This window comes from Pseudomonas kitaguniensis, from assembly GCF_049199985.1.
GTDB classification, from domain to species: Bacteria; Pseudomonadota; Gammaproteobacteria; order Pseudomonadales; family Pseudomonadaceae; genus Aquipseudomonas; species Aquipseudomonas kitaguniensis.
The window spans coordinates 75,621-91,182 of sequence record NZ_JBLZPT010000024.1; the positions used below are offsets into that span (position 1 = coordinate 75,621).

Annotated in this window: 14 protein-coding genes; 12 read left to right on the forward strand and 2 right to left on the reverse strand. The window is 60.4% G+C overall.

All coding sequences use genetic code 11. From position 1 onward, the window contains the following. Positions 1 to 30: 30 nt before the first annotated feature. Both ACOZK9_RS23030 and ACOZK9_RS23035 read right to left on the reverse strand, forming a co-directional pair. Entirely contained in the window at positions 31 to 945 is a 915-nt protein-coding gene (locus tag ACOZK9_RS23030) for a site-specific integrase (RefSeq protein ID WP_122250944.1), read from the reverse strand. 108 nt (positions 946 to 1,053) lie between these two features. Continuing rightward, the gene (locus tag ACOZK9_RS23035) at positions 1,054 to 1,878 is read right to left on the reverse strand and encodes a M949_RS01915 family surface polysaccharide biosynthesis protein (protein ID WP_421556631.1); all 825 of its coding nucleotides are present in this window, start codon (positions 1,876 to 1,878) and stop codon (positions 1,054 to 1,056) included. 437 nt (positions 1,879 to 2,315) lie between these two features. Here ACOZK9_RS23035 and arnC point away from each other — a divergent pair, with 437 nt between their 5' ends. The 12 genes from arnC to ACOZK9_RS23095 all read left to right on the forward strand — a co-directional run bounded on the left by arnC (position 2,316) and on the right by ACOZK9_RS23095 (position 15,410). After that, entirely contained in the window at positions 2,316 to 3,356 is a 1,041-nt protein-coding gene (gene arnC, locus ACOZK9_RS23040; RefSeq protein ID WP_058412068.1) for an undecaprenyl-phosphate 4-deoxy-4-formamido-L-arabinose transferase, read from the forward strand. Beyond that, positions 3,353 to 5,344 carry a bifunctional UDP-4-amino-4-deoxy-L-arabinose formyltransferase/UDP-glucuronic acid oxidase ArnA gene (gene arnA / locus ACOZK9_RS23045; RefSeq protein WP_058412069.1) on the forward strand — a complete coding sequence of 664 codons (1,992 nt, stop codon included), beginning with the start codon at positions 3,353 to 3,355 and terminating at the stop codon, positions 5,342 to 5,344. Before arnC ends, arnA begins: the two co-directional genes overlap by 4 nt. Further along, positions 5,344 to 6,228 carry a 4-deoxy-4-formamido-L-arabinose-phosphoundecaprenol deformylase gene (gene arnD, locus ACOZK9_RS23050; RefSeq protein ID WP_058412070.1) on the forward strand — a complete coding sequence of 295 codons (885 nt, stop codon included), beginning with the start codon at positions 5,344 to 5,346 and terminating at the stop codon, positions 6,226 to 6,228. Before arnA ends, arnD begins: the two co-directional genes overlap by 1 nt. Next, the gene (gene arnT, locus ACOZK9_RS23055; protein ID WP_421556632.1) at positions 6,225 to 7,877 is read left to right on the forward strand and encodes a lipid IV(A) 4-amino-4-deoxy-L-arabinosyltransferase; all 1,653 of its coding nucleotides are present in this window, start codon (positions 6,225 to 6,227) and stop codon (positions 7,875 to 7,877) included. Before arnD ends, arnT begins: the two co-directional genes overlap by 4 nt. Then, positions 7,874 to 8,221, forward strand: coding sequence for a 4-amino-4-deoxy-L-arabinose-phosphoundecaprenol flippase subunit ArnE (gene arnE / locus ACOZK9_RS23060; RefSeq protein WP_122250946.1), 348 nt, complete (start codon positions 7,874 to 7,876; stop codon positions 8,219 to 8,221). Before arnT ends, arnE begins: the two co-directional genes overlap by 4 nt. After that, positions 8,218 to 8,631 (forward strand): 4-amino-4-deoxy-L-arabinose-phosphoundecaprenol flippase subunit ArnF, encoded by a 414-nt coding sequence (gene arnF, locus ACOZK9_RS23065; RefSeq protein ID WP_058412073.1) that lies wholly within the window; start codon positions 8,218 to 8,220, stop codon positions 8,629 to 8,631. Before arnE ends, arnF begins: the two co-directional genes overlap by 4 nt. Beyond that, positions 8,628 to 10,007, forward strand: coding sequence for a UDP-glucose dehydrogenase family protein (locus ACOZK9_RS23070; RefSeq protein WP_058412074.1), 1,380 nt, complete (start codon positions 8,628 to 8,630; stop codon positions 10,005 to 10,007). The genes arnF and ACOZK9_RS23070 overlap by 4 nt, the downstream gene beginning before the upstream one ends. A 3-nt stretch (positions 10,008 to 10,010) precedes the next feature. Beyond that, positions 10,011 to 11,633, forward strand: a complete 1,623-nt coding sequence (locus ACOZK9_RS23075; protein ID WP_172979679.1) for a glycosyltransferase family 39 protein — start codon at positions 10,011 to 10,013, stop codon at positions 11,631 to 11,633. A 285-nt stretch (positions 11,634 to 11,918) separates the two neighbouring features. Beyond that, on the forward strand, positions 11,919 to 12,143 hold the full coding sequence (locus ACOZK9_RS23080) for a type VI secretion system contractile sheath small subunit (protein WP_058412076.1): 225 nt from the start codon (positions 11,919 to 11,921) through the stop codon (positions 12,141 to 12,143). A 181-nt stretch (positions 12,144 to 12,324) separates the two neighbouring features. After that, positions 12,325 to 13,020 carry an HPP family protein gene (locus ACOZK9_RS23085; RefSeq protein WP_152746415.1) on the forward strand — a complete coding sequence of 232 codons (696 nt, stop codon included), beginning with the start codon at positions 12,325 to 12,327 and terminating at the stop codon, positions 13,018 to 13,020. Between the two features lie 131 nt (positions 13,021 to 13,151). Next, a complete protein-coding gene (locus ACOZK9_RS23090) occupies positions 13,152 to 14,255 on the forward strand; it encodes an enoyl-CoA hydratase/isomerase family protein (RefSeq protein ID WP_152751766.1) in 1,104 nt (367 codons plus the stop codon). A gap of 3 nt (positions 14,256 to 14,258) precedes the next feature. After that, a complete protein-coding gene (locus tag ACOZK9_RS23095; protein ID WP_058412079.1) occupies positions 14,259 to 15,410 on the forward strand; it encodes an acyl-CoA dehydrogenase family protein in 1,152 nt (383 codons plus the stop codon). Positions 15,411 to 15,562 lie beyond the last annotated feature (152 nt).

The window sequence follows — 15,562 nt, forward strand, 5'->3', positions numbered from 1 at the left end:
AATCTGGGAGCTGGCTCCCACACGCTTTGGCTATAGGTCAAACCGGTCCACCGCCCGCCGTCGCTCATTGTCGTCGCGAACGTCATAGCTGGCGGTGGTCTGGATGTTGGTGTGGTGCGCCAGCTTCTGCGCAATCGACAGGTCGTGTTCTTCAATCACTCGCGTGATGAAAGAACGCCGGAAGTCGTGCGGCATGATCTTCACACCGACCTGTTCGCCACGCTGACGCGCAATGTAGTAAATCGCATGTTTGGTGATGCGCTCGCGGGTGATATGGCTGCCTCGGCGAATGCGATTGAACAGGAAGGTGTCGTCCTGTTCACCGTTCTTGAGCTGCCCGCGCCGAAATTCCAGCCACGCCTGCAACTTGGCAAACGCCCATTGCGGTGCGTATTTGAGCAACTCTTTGTTGCCCTTGCCGGTCACGCGCAAACTGCGCTCATCGAAGTTGACCTGCGCCAGGTCGAGGTTGACCGACTCCGATTTGCGCATGCCTGAGCCATACAGAATGCCGATCACTGCCGCATCGCGCAGGCCTTGCGGCCTCGGGTCGGCAGCACAGACTTCCATCATTTCGCGGATCAGCGAGCGCCGCAGGTTGCGGCCATTGCCCAAGCGAGTGCCGGGCGTGGCCTTGACCGAACGCATTTTAAGCAGATGGTCCTGACTGATCAGGCTCATGCGCCAGGCTTCGTTGATCACCCCGCGCACGGCGTTCACATACAGCGACGACGTATTCGGCGCGTAGCCGTCCTCGCGCAACGCCGCCACCAACGCAATCACGTGTTCGGGCTGCAGCAAGTGCCAGTCGATTTCTTCGAGGTTGGTGTCTTCGAAACCCAAGCGGTCGGCGGCGTCCTGCAGCACGTAGCGCATGGTCAACTGGCTGGAGGGCGCCAGGCGGGTAAGGTAAAGCGTCAGCGGGTTGCGGATAGACTCAGTCAAGGTAGATCAGCCTTTGGATTAAATACCTCGATCAAGCCATTGTTTAATCGAGGTATTTAGTGAATTGGCGAAGGCCGAGTCTAACGCAGGCGCGGCCCTGGCACAAAATCAAGGGGCCGACTCATCATCCTCGATTGAGGCCTCAGGCTGAGGCTGGGTTTGAGCTTGACCCCAGTCGGCATCCTGCTTCTGCATCAGCGCAAACCAATGCTGACGCATAAACGCCAGGTAGGTGTCCGGCGCCTTGGCAAAATCGCTCTCATCGGCATAGCAGCCCGGCAACGGTAACTCGGTGCCCTGCTCCTTGTACTGGCTGACCAGCGCCTGTTGCGCTGCAACGCTGCAGTCTTTGGGCAACGGCATGCCACGCAGCGCGCCGGACTCCTCGTCCCACCAGCTCGCACCCACGCGGTCGACGCCGCGCAGGCGATACTTCTCGGACTTGCCGACATGCATGATCAGCTTGAATTCGTTGGGGCTGACGTCGCTGGTGCAGGTACGCGAATAGCCCACGGTGGCTTGGGTGATGCCGTCGCCGCCGAGGTCGGTGACCTTGGTGGCGGCCATGTCAAAGCGCAGCGCGGCGTCGAATTGGCAATGCTGCACATCGTCGTAGAGCATCCACACGCGTTTGGGGTGGTCGCCGCCGAGCAGGTATTGGGCCGCGTAGACAAATGCTGACTGCGTGCCGTCATCGTCACGCTCGCTGACGTGTTCGGCGAGCACCAGCAAATTCTTGCCCTGGCGGTCGTCCCACGTGTAGGCGGCGACTTGTTTGCCGCGCACCTCGACGCCTTCCGGCACTTGGTCAAGCGTGGTCAGTGCCACCTCGGTATCGGCCCGAACCGTCACCGTGGTGACACAGGCCACAGCCATCAATAATCCCATCAGCGCGGGCCGCAACTGGCCGCGTAAAAGCTGCACGCTATTCATCCGAGTACCCTGGCAAGAGATGGCTTACTTTACCGGCACTTGAGGGGCAATGCAGAGAAGTTTGTTGAATAAAACCGGCAACACACCGGGCGCCGGGAAAATCGCCTGGGTTTAACCCCGCCAATGCACCCCTGACCCTTGAGTTACGTAGCTGAACCCTAGCTGTCTACCTGTCAAATAAACGAGTTTTTCATCTGCCTTTCATATTCGTTGAACATTTTTGCGCTTAATCTTGGCCCCAGGACGTGAGAACCCGTGGTGTGTTCACTGACTAACCTGTTGATTACACTTTACCTTTCACAATTTTGGTCTTTAATCAGAAAGCCAATAAACAAGCGTTGAGCGTCCTCAGCACCGTCCAATGAACACTGCAAAACCACGCTACGCCTAATCAGTTTTCGCGCTCCAACCTGCTCTAGCCCCGAGGTCATGAATCTTTGAAACCGTACCCTATTCATTGCGTGTCTATCGTCATCCCGGTCTACAACGAACAAGAGAGCTTGCCTGAACTGCTGCGTCGCACCACGGCAGCCTGCAAGCAACTCGCCTACGACTACGAAATCATCCTGGTGGATGATGGCAGTCGCGACCATTCGGCCCAGTTGCTAGAAGACGCTGCCGCAGAAGAAGGCAGCAATGTGGTGGCGGTGATCCTCAACCGCAATTACGGCCAGCATGCCGCGATCATGGCCGGTTTCGAGCAGTGCCGGGGCGAGGTGGTGATTACCCTCGACGCCGACCTGCAGAACCCGCCGGAAGAAATTCCGCGCCTGGTGGAACAAGCCGCGCTGGGCTACGACGTGGTTGCCACCGTACGCAATAACCGCCAGGACTCGGCCTTTCGCCGCTGGCCTTCGCGCCTGATCAACCTGGCGGTGCAACGCTCCACCGGCGTCGCCATGACCGACTACGGCTGCATGCTGCGCGCTTACCGGCGCACCATCGTCGACGCCATGCTCGCCTGCCGCGAGCGCAGCACCTTCATCCCGATTCTGGCCAACGGCTTTGCGCGCCATACCACCGAGATTCTGGTGCACCACGCCGAGCGTGAACACGGCGAGTCGAAATACAGCGCGATGCGCCTGGTCAGCCTGATGTTCGACCTGCTGACCTGCATGACCACCACGCCGCTGCGCCTGCTCTCGATTGTCGGCTTCAGCCTGGCCGCGCTGGGCGTGCTGTTCGCCTTCGCGCTGATCATCCTGCGCCTGGCCTTCGGCGCCGAATGGGCCGGCGATGGCATGTTTGTACTGTTCGCGGTGCTGTTCGTATTCACCGGTGGCCAGTTCATCGGCATGGGCCTGCTGGGTGAATACCTGGGCCGCATGTACAGCGATGTACGCGCCCGCCCTCGCTTCTTCATTGAAAAAGTGCTGCGTAACCAACCCGCAGCCCCGGCACCCGTGGTCGTCGTTGACGGCCTGGTGTCCTCGCATACCTCCACCTCTACTTCTCCTTCCGATCAGGTTTCGTCATGAATTCAAAAGCTGTTGTCTTCGCTTACCACGATATTGGCTGTGCAGGCATTGAAGCCCTGCTGACCGCCGGCTACGACATTGCTGCCGTGTTCACGCATGCCGATGACCCCAAGGAAAACAATTTCTACGGCTCCGTCGCCCAACTCTGCGCGCGCAACGGCATCCCGGTGCATGCTCCGGAAGACGCCAACCACCCGCTGTGGATCGAGCGCATTGCCAAGCTCAACCCCGATTACATCTTCTCGTTCTACTACCGCAACCTGCTGAGCGAGCCCTTGCTGGCCACCGCGCGCAAAGGCGCGTTCAACCTGCACGGCTCGTTGCTGCCTAAATACCGTGGCCGCGCACCGGCTAACTGGGTGCTGGTAAACGGTGAAACCGAAACCGGCGTGACCCTGCACCGCATGGTCAAGCGTGCCGATGCCGGCGCGATCCTGGCCCAGCAAAAAGTCGTCATCGAGCGCAGCGATACCGGCCTGACCCTGCACGCCAAGCTGCGTGAAGCTGCGGTCAACCTGTTGCGCGATGCACTGCCACAACTGGCTCAGGGCAAGCTGACTGAAACCGCTCAGGACGAAAGCCAGGCCAGCTACTTCGGCCGCCGCACCGCCGCCGATGGCAAACTGGACTGGAACCAGCCCGCCGAGCAACTGTTCAACCTGGTGCGTGCCGTTACTCAACCGTACCCCGGCGCCTTTTGCGCGGTGGGCGAGCACAAACTGATCGTGTGGCAAGCCGAAGTGGTCAAGGGCAACGAAGGCCTGGCGCCAGGCCGCGTAATCAGCGTCAACCCGCTGCGCATCGCCTGCGCTGAAGACTCGCTGGTGATCAAGTTCGGTCAGCGCAACGACAACGGCCTGTACCTGGCTGGCCCGTCGCTGGCCAATGAACTCGGCCTGGTTGATGGCTCCGTGCTGCGCGGCGCCGAGTCCGGCCGCAAGCCACGCCGCACACGTGTGCTGATCCTCGGCGTGAACGGCTTTATCGGTAACCACTTGTCCGAGCGCCTGCTGCGTGACGACCGTTACGAAGTCTACGGCCTGGACATCGGCTCCGACGCCATCGAGCGCCTGCGCAGCCACCCGAACTTCCATTACGTGGAAGGTGACATCAGCATCCACACCGAGTGGATCGAGTACCACATCAAGAAGTGCGACGTGGTGCTGCCGCTGGTGGCCATCGCCACGCCAATCGAATACACGCGCAACCCGCTGCGCGTGTTCGAACTCGACTTTGAAGAGAACCTGAAACTGGTTCGCTACTGCGTCAAGTACAACAAGCGCGTGATCTTCCCGTCGACCTCCGAAGTCTATGGCATGTGCCAGGACCAGTACTTCGACGAAGACACCTCGAACCTGGTGGTTGGCCCGGTCAACAAGCAACGCTGGATCTACTCGGTTTCCAAGCAACTGCTCGACCGCGTTATCTGGGCGTACGGCGCCAAGGGCCTGAACTTCACGCTGTTCCGCCCGTTCAACTGGATGGGCCCGCGCCTGGACCGTCTGGATTCGGCGCGTATCGGCAGCTCGCGCGCTATCACCCAGTTGATCCTCAACCTCGTCGAAGGTACGCCGATCCGCCTGTTCGACGGGGGTGAGCAAAAGCGTTGCTTCACCGACATCGCTGACGGCATCGAAGCCCTGGCGCGCATCATTGATAACGACAACGATGCCTGCAACGGTCAGATCATCAACATCGGCAACCCGGAAAACGAAGCCAGCATTCGTCAGTTGGGCGAAGAGCTGCTGCGTCAGTTCGAAGCTCACCCGCTGCGCAGCAACTTCCCGCCGTTCGCCGGTTTCCGCGACGTAGAAAGCAAGGCGTTCTACGGCACCGGTTACCAGGACGTGGCGCACCGCAAGCCAAGCATCGAAAACGCCAAGCGCCTGCTGAACTGGGAGCCAACCGTTGAGATGAGCGAAACCATCGGCAACACCCTGGACTTCTTCCTCAAGGAAGCCATGCTCGAAATCGCGGACAAAAAGTAATGAAGGCAGGCTTGCGCATCGACGTCGACACCTACCGTGGCACCCGTGAAGGCGTGCCAAGGTTGCTTGAAACCCTGGATGAAGCCGGGGTTAAAGCGACGTTCTTCTTCAGCGTTGGGCCGGACAACATGGGGCGCCACTTGTGGCGCCTGATCCGCCCGCAGTTTTTGTGGAAGATGTTGCGTTCGAATGCCGCCGGCCTGTATGGCTGGGATATTTTGCTCGCCGGCACTGCCTGGCCGGGCAAACCGATTGGCCGAGACCTGGGGCACTTGATGCGCCAGGCCAAGGCCGCCGGCCACGAAGTTGGCCTGCACGCGTGGGACCACCACGGCTGGCAGGCCAATACCGGGCGCTGGAGCGACGCGCAGTTGATCGAGCAGATCCGCCGTGGCGTCGACACGCTCAGCGACATCCTCGGTGAACGCATCGACTGTTCAGCGGCCGCCGGTTGGCGTGCCGATGAGCGCGTGGTGCAAGCCAAACAAGCGTTCAACTTTCGCTACAACAGTGATTGCCGGGGCACCAGCCTGTTTCGTCCAACCTTGGCCGATGGCAGCGCGGGCACCCCACAAATTCCGGTAGACCTGCCGACCTTCGACGAAGTCGTCGGGCCGGTGGTGGCTGCCAAAGACTTCAACGGCTTCATCCTTGACCGGTTTGCCGAGTCAACACTCAACGTCTACACGATCCACGCAGAAGTAGAAGGGATTCTGATGGCTGAAGATTTTCGCCAGTTGCTCGCCCAGGCAGGGCAGCGCGGCATCGACTTCCAACCCTTGGGCGAGCTGTTGCCCGCGGACGTGACCACCCTGCCCCGGCAACACTTGGTACGCGGCGCACTCAGCGGCCGCGAGGGTTGGCTCGGAGTACAACAGGCATGATCCGGCGCTGGGCATTGCCCCTGCTCCTGTTGGCGTTTGGCGTGTTTTACCTGTTGCCGCTGGCCACCCACGGCCTGTGGATCCCGGATGAAACCCGCTACGCGCAAATCAGCCAGGAAATGCTGCTGACCGGCAAGTGGGCCTCGCCGCACTTCATGGGCATTCGCTACTTCGAGAAACCCGCTGCCGGCTACTGGATGATCGCGCTGGGCCAGGCGATGTTCGGGCAAAACCTGTTCGGCGTGCGGTTTGCCTCGGCCTTGAGTACCGCGCTGAGCATTCTGTTGGTCTACCTGGTGTCGCGCCGGCTGTGGAACGACCCGCAAAAAAGCCTGGTCAGCTGCGTGCTGTACATGAGCTTTGTCAGCGTGGCGATGCTCGGCGGGTATGCCAACCTCGACCCGCAATTCACCTTCTGGGTCAACTTGACCGGTGCCGCCTTGTGGTTCTGCTTCGACAGCAGCACGCGCCGTGGCCGTTTGTGGGCCTGGGCCTTGCTGGGTTTCGCCTGCGGCATGGGGTTCATGACCAAAGGTTTTCTGGCGTGGTTGCTGCCAGTGTTGATCGCCCTGCCCTACGCGATCTGGCAGAAGCGTTTTGCTGAGTTACTGAGGTATGGCGTGCTCGCCGTGGTCGTGGCTATTCTGGTCAGCCTGCCTTGGGCACTCGCCGTGCACCTGCAAGAGCCGGACTACTGGAACTTCTTTTTCTGGCACGAGCATATCCAGCGCTTTGCCGGTGACGACGCCCAGCACGCCGAGCCCTTCTGGTACTACCTGCCGCTGATCGTCGCGTTCTCGCTGCCGTGGGTCGCGCTGCTGCCGCCCGCGCTCAAACAGGCGTGGCAGGAAAAACGCCTGCCGCAGACGGCGTTCCTGCTGCTGTGGTTGTTGATGCCGCTGGCCTTCTTCAGCCTGGCCAAAGGCAAACTGCCGTCTTACATCATGCCGTGCCTGCTGCCATTGGCGTTGCTGATGGGCTCGACCTTGAGCGACAAGCTTGCGCAGGGCCGTGGCCGCGTGTTGCGCATCAACGGCGGGTTGAACCTGGCGATTGGCGTGCTCGCAGTGCTGGCCCTCAGCTGGTTCCAAATCAAGCAGTCGGTGTATGACGCTGACGAAACCTTCAGCCTGGTGCTGGTCTTTGTGTGCTTGTTCGGCTGGGTCGTGGTCAACCTGCTGCAGGTCGTGCGCCCGCTGACACTGTGGGCCGCGCCGATGATCGGCAGCGGCTTGCTGGTGCTCCTCGTGCCCGCCGCGCTGCCGCACTCGGTGGTTTATAACAAAACCCCGGACGCGTTCATCATCGACCACCTGCAAGAGCTGCAATCGACCACCGCCTTGCTCAGCAATGACTTGGGCGCCGCATCGGCCCTGTCATGGCGTCTGGGACGGCCGGATGTCGCGCTTTACAACACCATCGGTGAAGTCAAATACGGCACCGCCTACCCCGACACCGCCCACCGCAAGGTTGACCTCAGCCAAGTTCAGCAATGGATGAGTGATGCGCGCAAACAAGGGCCGGTCGGCGTGGTCATGCGGGTCAAAGGCGACGATGAAGTGGCCGAAGTCAACTTGCTGCCCCAAGACGGCAAGCGTTACGAGCAAGGCAATATCGTGATCCTGATTTTTTCACAGGTCGCGCAATGATCACGCTGCTGCTTTTAGTCAGCGCGTGCTTGCTCACCTGCATGGGCCAAGTGTCGCAGAAGTTTGCGGTAGAGCGCTGGCGCGACCAGCCCGACGGTTGGGCACCGAAACTGCGTGAACCGTGGCTGTGGTCGGCGCTCCTGTGCCTGGGCCTCGGCTTGCTGGTGTGGCTGCTGGTGCTGCAACGCCTGGAAGTCGGCGTCGCCTACCCGATGCTCAGCCTGAATTTTGTACTGGTCACGCTGATGGCGCGTTTTGTCTTTCATGAACACATCGATGGCCGTCACTGGCTCGGTGTCGCGCTGGTGATCGGCGGCGTTGTGTTGCTGGGGCGCCACGTATGAGCCGCGCGCCAGGCTTTGCCCTGGCACTGGGCAGCGTCGGCTTGGTCAGCGCGGCCCAGTTGGGCATGCGCTGGAGCATGACGCGCCTGCCATTGCCGACTGAATGGCTGAACGCTTTTTACAGCAACAGCATCGACCTGAGCGCCTTGGGCATTGTGGTGCTGGCGATCATCGCCTATGCGCTGTCGATGCTCTGCTGGCTCGGCGCGCTCAAACACTTGCCGCTGGGCCGCGCGTATTCGCTGCTCAGCATCAGTTACGCGTTGGTCTACCTGCTGGCTGCCAGCCTGCCGGTGTTCAACGAAGATTTTTCGCTTTCAAAAACCCTGGGGGTGGCGTTGGTCATCCTCGGCGTTCTGGTCATTAACTCTCGTCGTACTAGCAGCATTAGTCCCAGGAATGCCCCATGAAAATCAGTGTATTTGGTAGTGGTTACGTTGGTCTGGTGCAGGCCACCGTATTGGCCGAAGTCGGCCACGATGTGATCTGCATGGACGTAGACAAAAACAAGGTCGAGTCGCTGCAAAAAGGCCACGTGACCATCTTTGAGCCGGGGCTGGCGGCGATGGTGAAGGAAAACCTCGAAAGCGGGCGCCTGCACTTTACCTTTGATGAAAAGCTCGCGGTCGAACACGGTGAAGTGCTGTTTATCGCCGTCGGCACACCGTCGGACGAAGACGGCTCGGCAGACCTCAAATACGTACTGTCGGTAGGCGATGCGGTGTCGCGTCACCGTGTGGAGCCGGTGATTCTGGTGGAGAAATCCACCGTCCCGGTCGGCACCGGCGACACCTTGCGCGCGCACATCGAAAAGAACCTGCGCATTGCCGGGCGCTACCTGGACTTCGATATTGTCTCCAACCCGGAATTCCTCAAGGAAGGCTCGGCCGTTGCCGACTGCCGCCGCCCGGACCGCATTATTATCGGCTGCGAACGCGAAGAAGTGCGCGAAGTGATGCGCGACCTGTACGCGCCGTTCAACCGCAACCATGACCGCATCATCTTCATGGACCTGCGCAGCGCCGAACTGACCAAGTACGCCGCCAACTGCATGCTCGCCACCAAAATCAGCTTTATCAACCAGATTGCCGAGCTGGCCGAGCACCTTGGCGCCGACATCGAGGCCGTGCGCCTTGGCATCGGTGCCGACTCGCGCATCGGCTACCACTTCATCTACCCGGGTTGCGGCTACGGCGGTTCGTGTTTCCCCAAAGACATGCGCGCCCTGATCCACAGTGCCAAACAGGCCAATTGCTCCAGCGACCTGCTGGAAGCCGTGGAAGCGATTAACCAGCGCCAGAAGAGCAAGCTGTTCGAACGCATCAATGCCTACTTCAAGGGCAACCTGAACGGCAAGACATTCGCCTTGTGGGGCCTGGCCTTCAAGCCCAACACCGACGACATGCGTGATGCACCGAGCCGCGTGCTGATGGAAGCACTCTGGGCTGCGGGCGCCAATGTGCGCGCCTTCGACCCCGAGGCCATGCAAGAAACCCAGCGCATCTACGGTGACGAATCACGCCTGACGCTGCTCGGCACCCCGGAATCGGCATTGAGCGGCGCCGATGCGCTGATCGTCTGCACCGAATGGCAGCAGTTCAAAGCGCCGGATTTCGACCTGATCCACCACCGCCTGAAAAACCCGGTGATCTTCGACGGTCGCAACCTGTACGACGGCGAGCGCCTGGCGCGCAAAGGCTTCAAATACTTCCCGATCGGTCGGGGCGACTCCTGCGAACTGCCGATTCCTCAGCAAAACTGGGCAGTGCAGGCCAAGGAAGCCTGATCGGTGAACAAAGCTCCCAAATCCCTGCTGAATGCAACAATCCGTCACCAGTCGCTGGGGCTTGGGCTCTTGGCGCTGGTGCTGTTTCTGGTGGGTAACTGGCACCAGGCAATTATCGGGTTCGACTCGCGCTTTGTGGTGTTTGCCCAGGAAATGCTGCGGCACGGGCCGAGTTTTTTCCCCACCACTTATGGGCAGCCTTACGCCGACTACCTGGCGACCTCGACGCTGTTGACGTGGGTGCTGTCGTTGCCGTTTGGGCAGGTCACCAGCTTTACCGCATGGTTGCCTACCTCTTTCGCTTCAGCGCTGATCGTTACGCTGGTGTATCGCCTCACGGCGCCCTACTCCACGCGCTGGGGCCTGTTGAGCATCGCGATGTTGCTGCTCAGCAGCACCTTTGTCAGCGAAACCCGCTCGGTGTCATTGGACCAAATGCTCGCCTGCGTCGCCTTGGCGGTGTTTTACATCGGCTATGCGCACGACCACTTTGGTAGCCCGAAACGCGTGTACTGGCTGTTTCTGTTGCTGATTATCGGTTTTGCGATCCGTGGGCCCATCGGCCTGGTGATTCCAACGGGCATGCTGTGCAGTTATTACCTGCTCAACCGGCAATGGCGCCAACTGTTCACGTTCGGCTTGCTGGCGTTGGCGCTGCTGGCAGCCTGTGTCGGCCTGTTGCTGTTGCTGGCCAAGCTGAGTGGCGGTGAGGGGTTCATGCAGGACGTGATCCGCATGCAATTTCTGGGGCGTATGGACGGCACCGAAGGCTCCAGCGGCGTGCTGTATTACTTCACCAGTTCGCTGGGCAATTATGCCCTGGCCTATCCGCTGGCCGTGTTGGTGCTGCTGGCCGTGGTGGTTGGCGGCCGCAGGGCGCCCGACCCGGCATTGCAGCTGGTGCTCTACTGCGCCGCAGCCGGTGTGTTGGTCATGCTCGGCTTGTCGGTGCCGCAGGCCAAAAAGGCGCGCTACATCCTGCCCATGGTGCCGATGGCGGCGATAATCGCGGCCTATCCGTTCTACGTCACCCAAGGGCGATTGTTTGCCTGGTTGCGCGGCGTGATGCTGAGCCTGTGGACGCTGTTGCCGGCGTTGCTGGTGGTCGGGCTGGTGCTGGCGCGGCGGCGTTACCCGGAACAGTTGAGCGACTTGGGGCTGATCTTCGGCGTACTCGGCGCGCTTCAAGTGCTGGCGCTGCTGGCCTTATTAAAACCGCGGTTACGCCCACTGGGCCCGGCATTCGCAGCGGTGCTGGCGATCTGGTCGACCTACATCGTGGTGGTCGAACCGTTGGAACGCACGCTCTACGACACGCGCACCTTCAGCCTCGCGGTCAAAGCCCAAATCCTGCAGCAACCGGCGCCTGTGGTACTGCATGGCTTGGGTAAAGATGCCAAGGCGATCAAGTTCATGGTCAACTTCGACTGCGATAAGGTGCCGTTGTTTACCCAGACCGCCGCTGACCTGGCACCGCTGCAAGCGCCCGCCTGGCTGGTAATGAGTGCCGATGACTTCAACGCGTTGCAAGACCCGCGCTTGCGCGCGCTGACCCCGACCCTGACCGGCGAGTTCGATAAGAACGCGTTTGTGTTGCTGCATCTGGTGAAAGCCTCCGCGCCTTGATCGCGCAGCCGTCAACCGGTTAAAAAACAACGCCCGCTCCTCAGGAGTGGGCGTTTTTCGTCATAACCCAGTAGAAACCCCCTACATAGCTATGCGTAACGGCTGGCGCACTTTGCCTTCCGGCGCCCGGAACCCAAATGTAGACTCGTTAGCCAGTGCGCTAACTATGTACCACCACGGCATCACGGGTTATCTCGACACGCCGGGTAAGTGCAGCTGCATAACAACAAGGACGTTGTAGGCCACGTACATCACGTTGGCTTAATTTATTGAGAGGGCAATGCCGTGCCGGAAGATCTGCTGCTTAATCCTGTACCCGGGCTGGATCGGCTAAGGACACTGCGCAACGCGTTAGTCGCGTTGAAAGGGCCGCTGGCCAACGACCCTGCGCTGCAGGCAAACCTGCAAAGGCACTTGTTCAACGAAGCCACGGATACACGGGTGCTCGGTCAGCTCAGTACTGCACCGACGCAGAAGGCGTGCCTGATACCTTTGGACGAGGGTATTTAACTGCATTATTTTTGCCTTTAACCTTCATTAATAGTCAGTGGCACCTTTGCCTCAGGGTCGTCACACTGCGCAGTGTTCCTGCCCCCAAATAGTGTTCCTGCCCCAAATGTCGTAACGTTCAAAAGGCTTTCCGGGCAACCAGACAAGCCTTTTTTTTGCCTGCTATTTATGGATACCGTCAATGCTTGCTCGCTGGTTACCCGCTGCAATCAATACCCGCCCCGCCGAATGGAGCCGCGCCGCTATCGGCATGGCCTTGGGCACGATGTTCAGTGTCTGGGTGTGCGCCCAAGTGTTTGGCATGCCAGTCGCCCTGCACCTGCTCGGCCCGCTCGGGGCTTCTGCCGTGCTGCTGTTTGCCGTGTCATCCGGCGCGCTGGCGCAACCTTGGTCGATCATCGGCAGCTACGTGTGTGCAGGCGTTGTCGCGCTGCTGGTGGCGCGGGTGCTTGGCCGCACGTTGGGCAGTGCCTGCCTGGCAGCCGGCATGTGCGTTGTATTGATCTGCTGGCTGCGTTGCCTGCACCCGCCAGCCGGTGGGCTGGCAATGACCCTGGTGCTCGCCGACCCAAGCTCCATCGCCCTTGGCTGGCAGGAACTCGCCGCGGTAATGCTCGGTGCCACAGCCCTGCTGGCGTGTGCGCTGGCCTATAACAACGCGACACGGACGCGTTATCCGAAAGCGCTTGCCGAGCCGCCATCGGCCCTTGCGCGCGGCGAGCCGTCGATCACCGCCGCTGATTTGCAGTTGGCGCTGGCCGAAATGGAGCAGTTTTATGACGTGCAACCGACAGACCTTGAGCAACTGATCCGCGCGGCGGAAACCCACGCGCGTCGCCGTAGCATCGGCCACGTACTGGCCCGCCGCGTCACGTGAGCGGCTCTGCATAAATGCAACAACGACCTGCAGGATTCCGGGTTGTACTGGGTAAATTTGCACTGGTACGATCACACGGTAGTGTGTCCGTGAACGTCTTGAGAAAGAACAATAAAAGCAGGGAGTTAGAGATGACTGCTCAGGTATTACCCGAAGCAAGCTGCCGCGAAATCATTCAGGCTGAAGTACTCGCCGAGGTACGCAACCATATTGGCCACCTCACCCTCAACCGCCCCGCCGGTTTGAATGCGCTTAACCTGGGCATGGTCCGCAGCCTGACAGCGCAGCTACAGGCGTGGGCGGATGACCCGCAGGTTTACGCCGTGGTGCTGCGTGGCGCCGGGGAAAAAGCCTTCTGCGCCGGTGGCGATATACGCTCCTTGTACGACAGCTTCAAGCAAGGCGACACCCTGCACAGCGATTTTTTTGTCGAGGAATACGCCCTCGACCTGGCCGTTCATCATTACTGCAAGCCGGTACTGGCGCTGATGGACGGGTTTGTCCTCGGCGGTGGCATGGGCCTGGTACAAGGCGCGGACCTGCGCGTGGTGACCGAACGCAGCCGCCTGGCAATGCCGGAAGTGGCAATTGGTTATTTCCCGGACGTCGGCGCCAGCTATTTCCTGCCGCGCATTCCCGGCGAGCTGGGGGTGTACCTCGGCGTGAGCGGGGTGCAGATTCGCGCAGCCGACGCGCTGTATTGCCGGTTGGCCGACTGGTACGTCGACAGCGCCAGGCTTGCCGACCTGGACCACCAGCTCGATCAACTGCAATGGCGACACGCTCCGCTCAAGGACCTGCAAGGCGTACTCGCTAAATTGGCCGTACAACAATTGCCCGACGCGCCATTGGCGGCCTTGCGCCCCGCCATCGACCATTTTTTTGGCTTGCCCGACGTGGCCAGCATCGTCGAGCAACTGCAGCAAGTCACCGTTGCCGACAGCCACGAATGGGCGCTGGCCACCGCGCAACTGATGCAGACCCGCTCGCCGCTGGCGATGGCCGTGACCCTCGAAATGCTCCGCCGTGGCCGCCGCCTGCCGCTGGAGCAGTGCTTTGCGCTTGAATTGCACGTGGATCGCCAGTGGTTCGAACGCGGTGACCTTATCGAAGGGGTTCGCGCGTTGATCATCGACAAAGACAAAACCCCTCGGTGGAACCCGCCCACGCTGCACGGGGTAAACGCAGCGCTTGTGCAAAGCTTCTTCAACGACTTCAAGCAGATTGGTAACTAAGCCATGCAAGACATTGAATACACGGAAGAACAGGTGATGATTCGTGACATGGCGCGCGACTTCGCCCGTGGCGAAATCGCCCCGCATGCGCAAGCCTGGGAAAAAGCTGGCTGGATCGATGACGCGCTGGTCGCAAAGATGGGCGAACTCGGCCTGTTAGGCATGGTAGTGCCCGAAGAATGGGGCGGCACCTATGTCGATTACGTGGCGTACGCACTGGCGGTAGAAGAGATTTCCGCCGGTGATGGCGCCACTGGCGCACTGATGAGTATCCATAATTCAGTCGGTTGCGGGCCAATCCTCAACTACGGCACACACGCCCAGAAACAAGCCTGGCTGCCTGACCTTGCGAGTGGCCAGGTCATCGGCTGCTTCTGCCTGACCGAGCCGCAGGCCGGTTCCGAAGCGCACAACTTGCGCACCCGCGCCGAACTGCGCGATGGCCAGTGGGTGATCAACGGCGCCAAACAGTTTGTCAGCAACGGCAAGCGCGCCAAGCTCGCCATCGTGTTCGCGGTGACCGACCCGGCACTCGGCAAAAAAGGCCTCTCGGCGTTCCTGGTGCCCACCGATACACCGGGGTTTGTGGTCGACCGCACCGAACACAAGATGGGCATTCGTGCGTCCGACACCTGCGCGGTAACCCTCAACCAGTGCACGGTGCCGGAAGCCAACTTGCTTGGCGAGCGCGGTAAAGGCCTGGCCATCGCCCTGGCCAACCTGGAAGGCGGGCGCATCGGCATTGCGGCCCAGGCGCTAGGCATCGCGCGTGCCGCGTTTGAGTCGGCGCTGGCCTATGCGCGTGATCGTGTGCAGTTCGACAAAGCGATCATTGAGCATCAGAGCATTGCCAATATGCTCGCTGACATGCAAACCCGCTTGAATGCGGCACGCCTGCTGATCCTGCACGCGGCGCGCCTGCGCACGGCCGGCAGGCCGTGTTTGTCCGAGGCATCGCAGGCCAAGCTGTTTGCGTCGGAAATGGCTGAAAAGGTCTGCTCGTCAGCCATGCAGATTCATGGCGGCTATGGGTATTTGGAGGATTACCCGGTGGAGCGTTACTACCGCGATGCGCGGATTACGCAGATTTACGAGGGGACCAGCGAGATTCAGCGGATGGTGATCGCTCGAGAGCTGAAGAACTATCAGCTTTAGGTAGCGATCCGCTGTGGAATGCATTCCCCTGTTATGGCTGGTTTTTTGGAGTGGTTGAAGCAGATCAAAAGCGCTTTGTGTGGGAGCGGGCTTGCTCGCGATTGCGGTGTGTCAGTTGAAAAATCTTTATCTGACACGACGCTATCGCGAGC

Coding starts and splice junctions, on each gene's coding strand:
- ACOZK9_RS23035 (WP_421556631.1), bottom strand. CDS start 1,878: ATGAATAGCGTGCAGCTTTTACGCGGCCAGTTGCGGCCCGCGCTGATG.
- arnA (WP_058412069.1), top strand. CDS start 3,353: ATGAATTCAAAAGCTGTTGTCTTCGCTTACCACGATATTGGCTGTGCA.
- arnD (WP_058412070.1), top strand. CDS start 5,344: ATGAAGGCAGGCTTGCGCATCGACGTCGACACCTACCGTGGCACCCGT.
- arnT (WP_421556632.1), top strand. CDS start 6,225: ATGATCCGGCGCTGGGCATTGCCCCTGCTCCTGTTGGCGTTTGGCGTG.
- arnE (WP_122250946.1), top strand. CDS start 7,874: ATGATCACGCTGCTGCTTTTAGTCAGCGCGTGCTTGCTCACCTGCATG.
- arnF (WP_058412073.1), top strand. CDS start 8,218: ATGAGCCGCGCGCCAGGCTTTGCCCTGGCACTGGGCAGCGTCGGCTTG.
- ACOZK9_RS23070 (WP_058412074.1), top strand. CDS start 8,628: ATGAAAATCAGTGTATTTGGTAGTGGTTACGTTGGTCTGGTGCAGGCC.
- ACOZK9_RS23085 (WP_152746415.1), top strand. CDS start 12,325: ATGCTTGCTCGCTGGTTACCCGCTGCAATCAATACCCGCCCCGCCGAA.
- ACOZK9_RS23090 (WP_152751766.1), top strand. CDS start 13,152: ATGACTGCTCAGGTATTACCCGAAGCAAGCTGCCGCGAAATCATTCAG.
- ACOZK9_RS23095 (WP_058412079.1), top strand. CDS start 14,259: ATGCAAGACATTGAATACACGGAAGAACAGGTGATGATTCGTGACATG.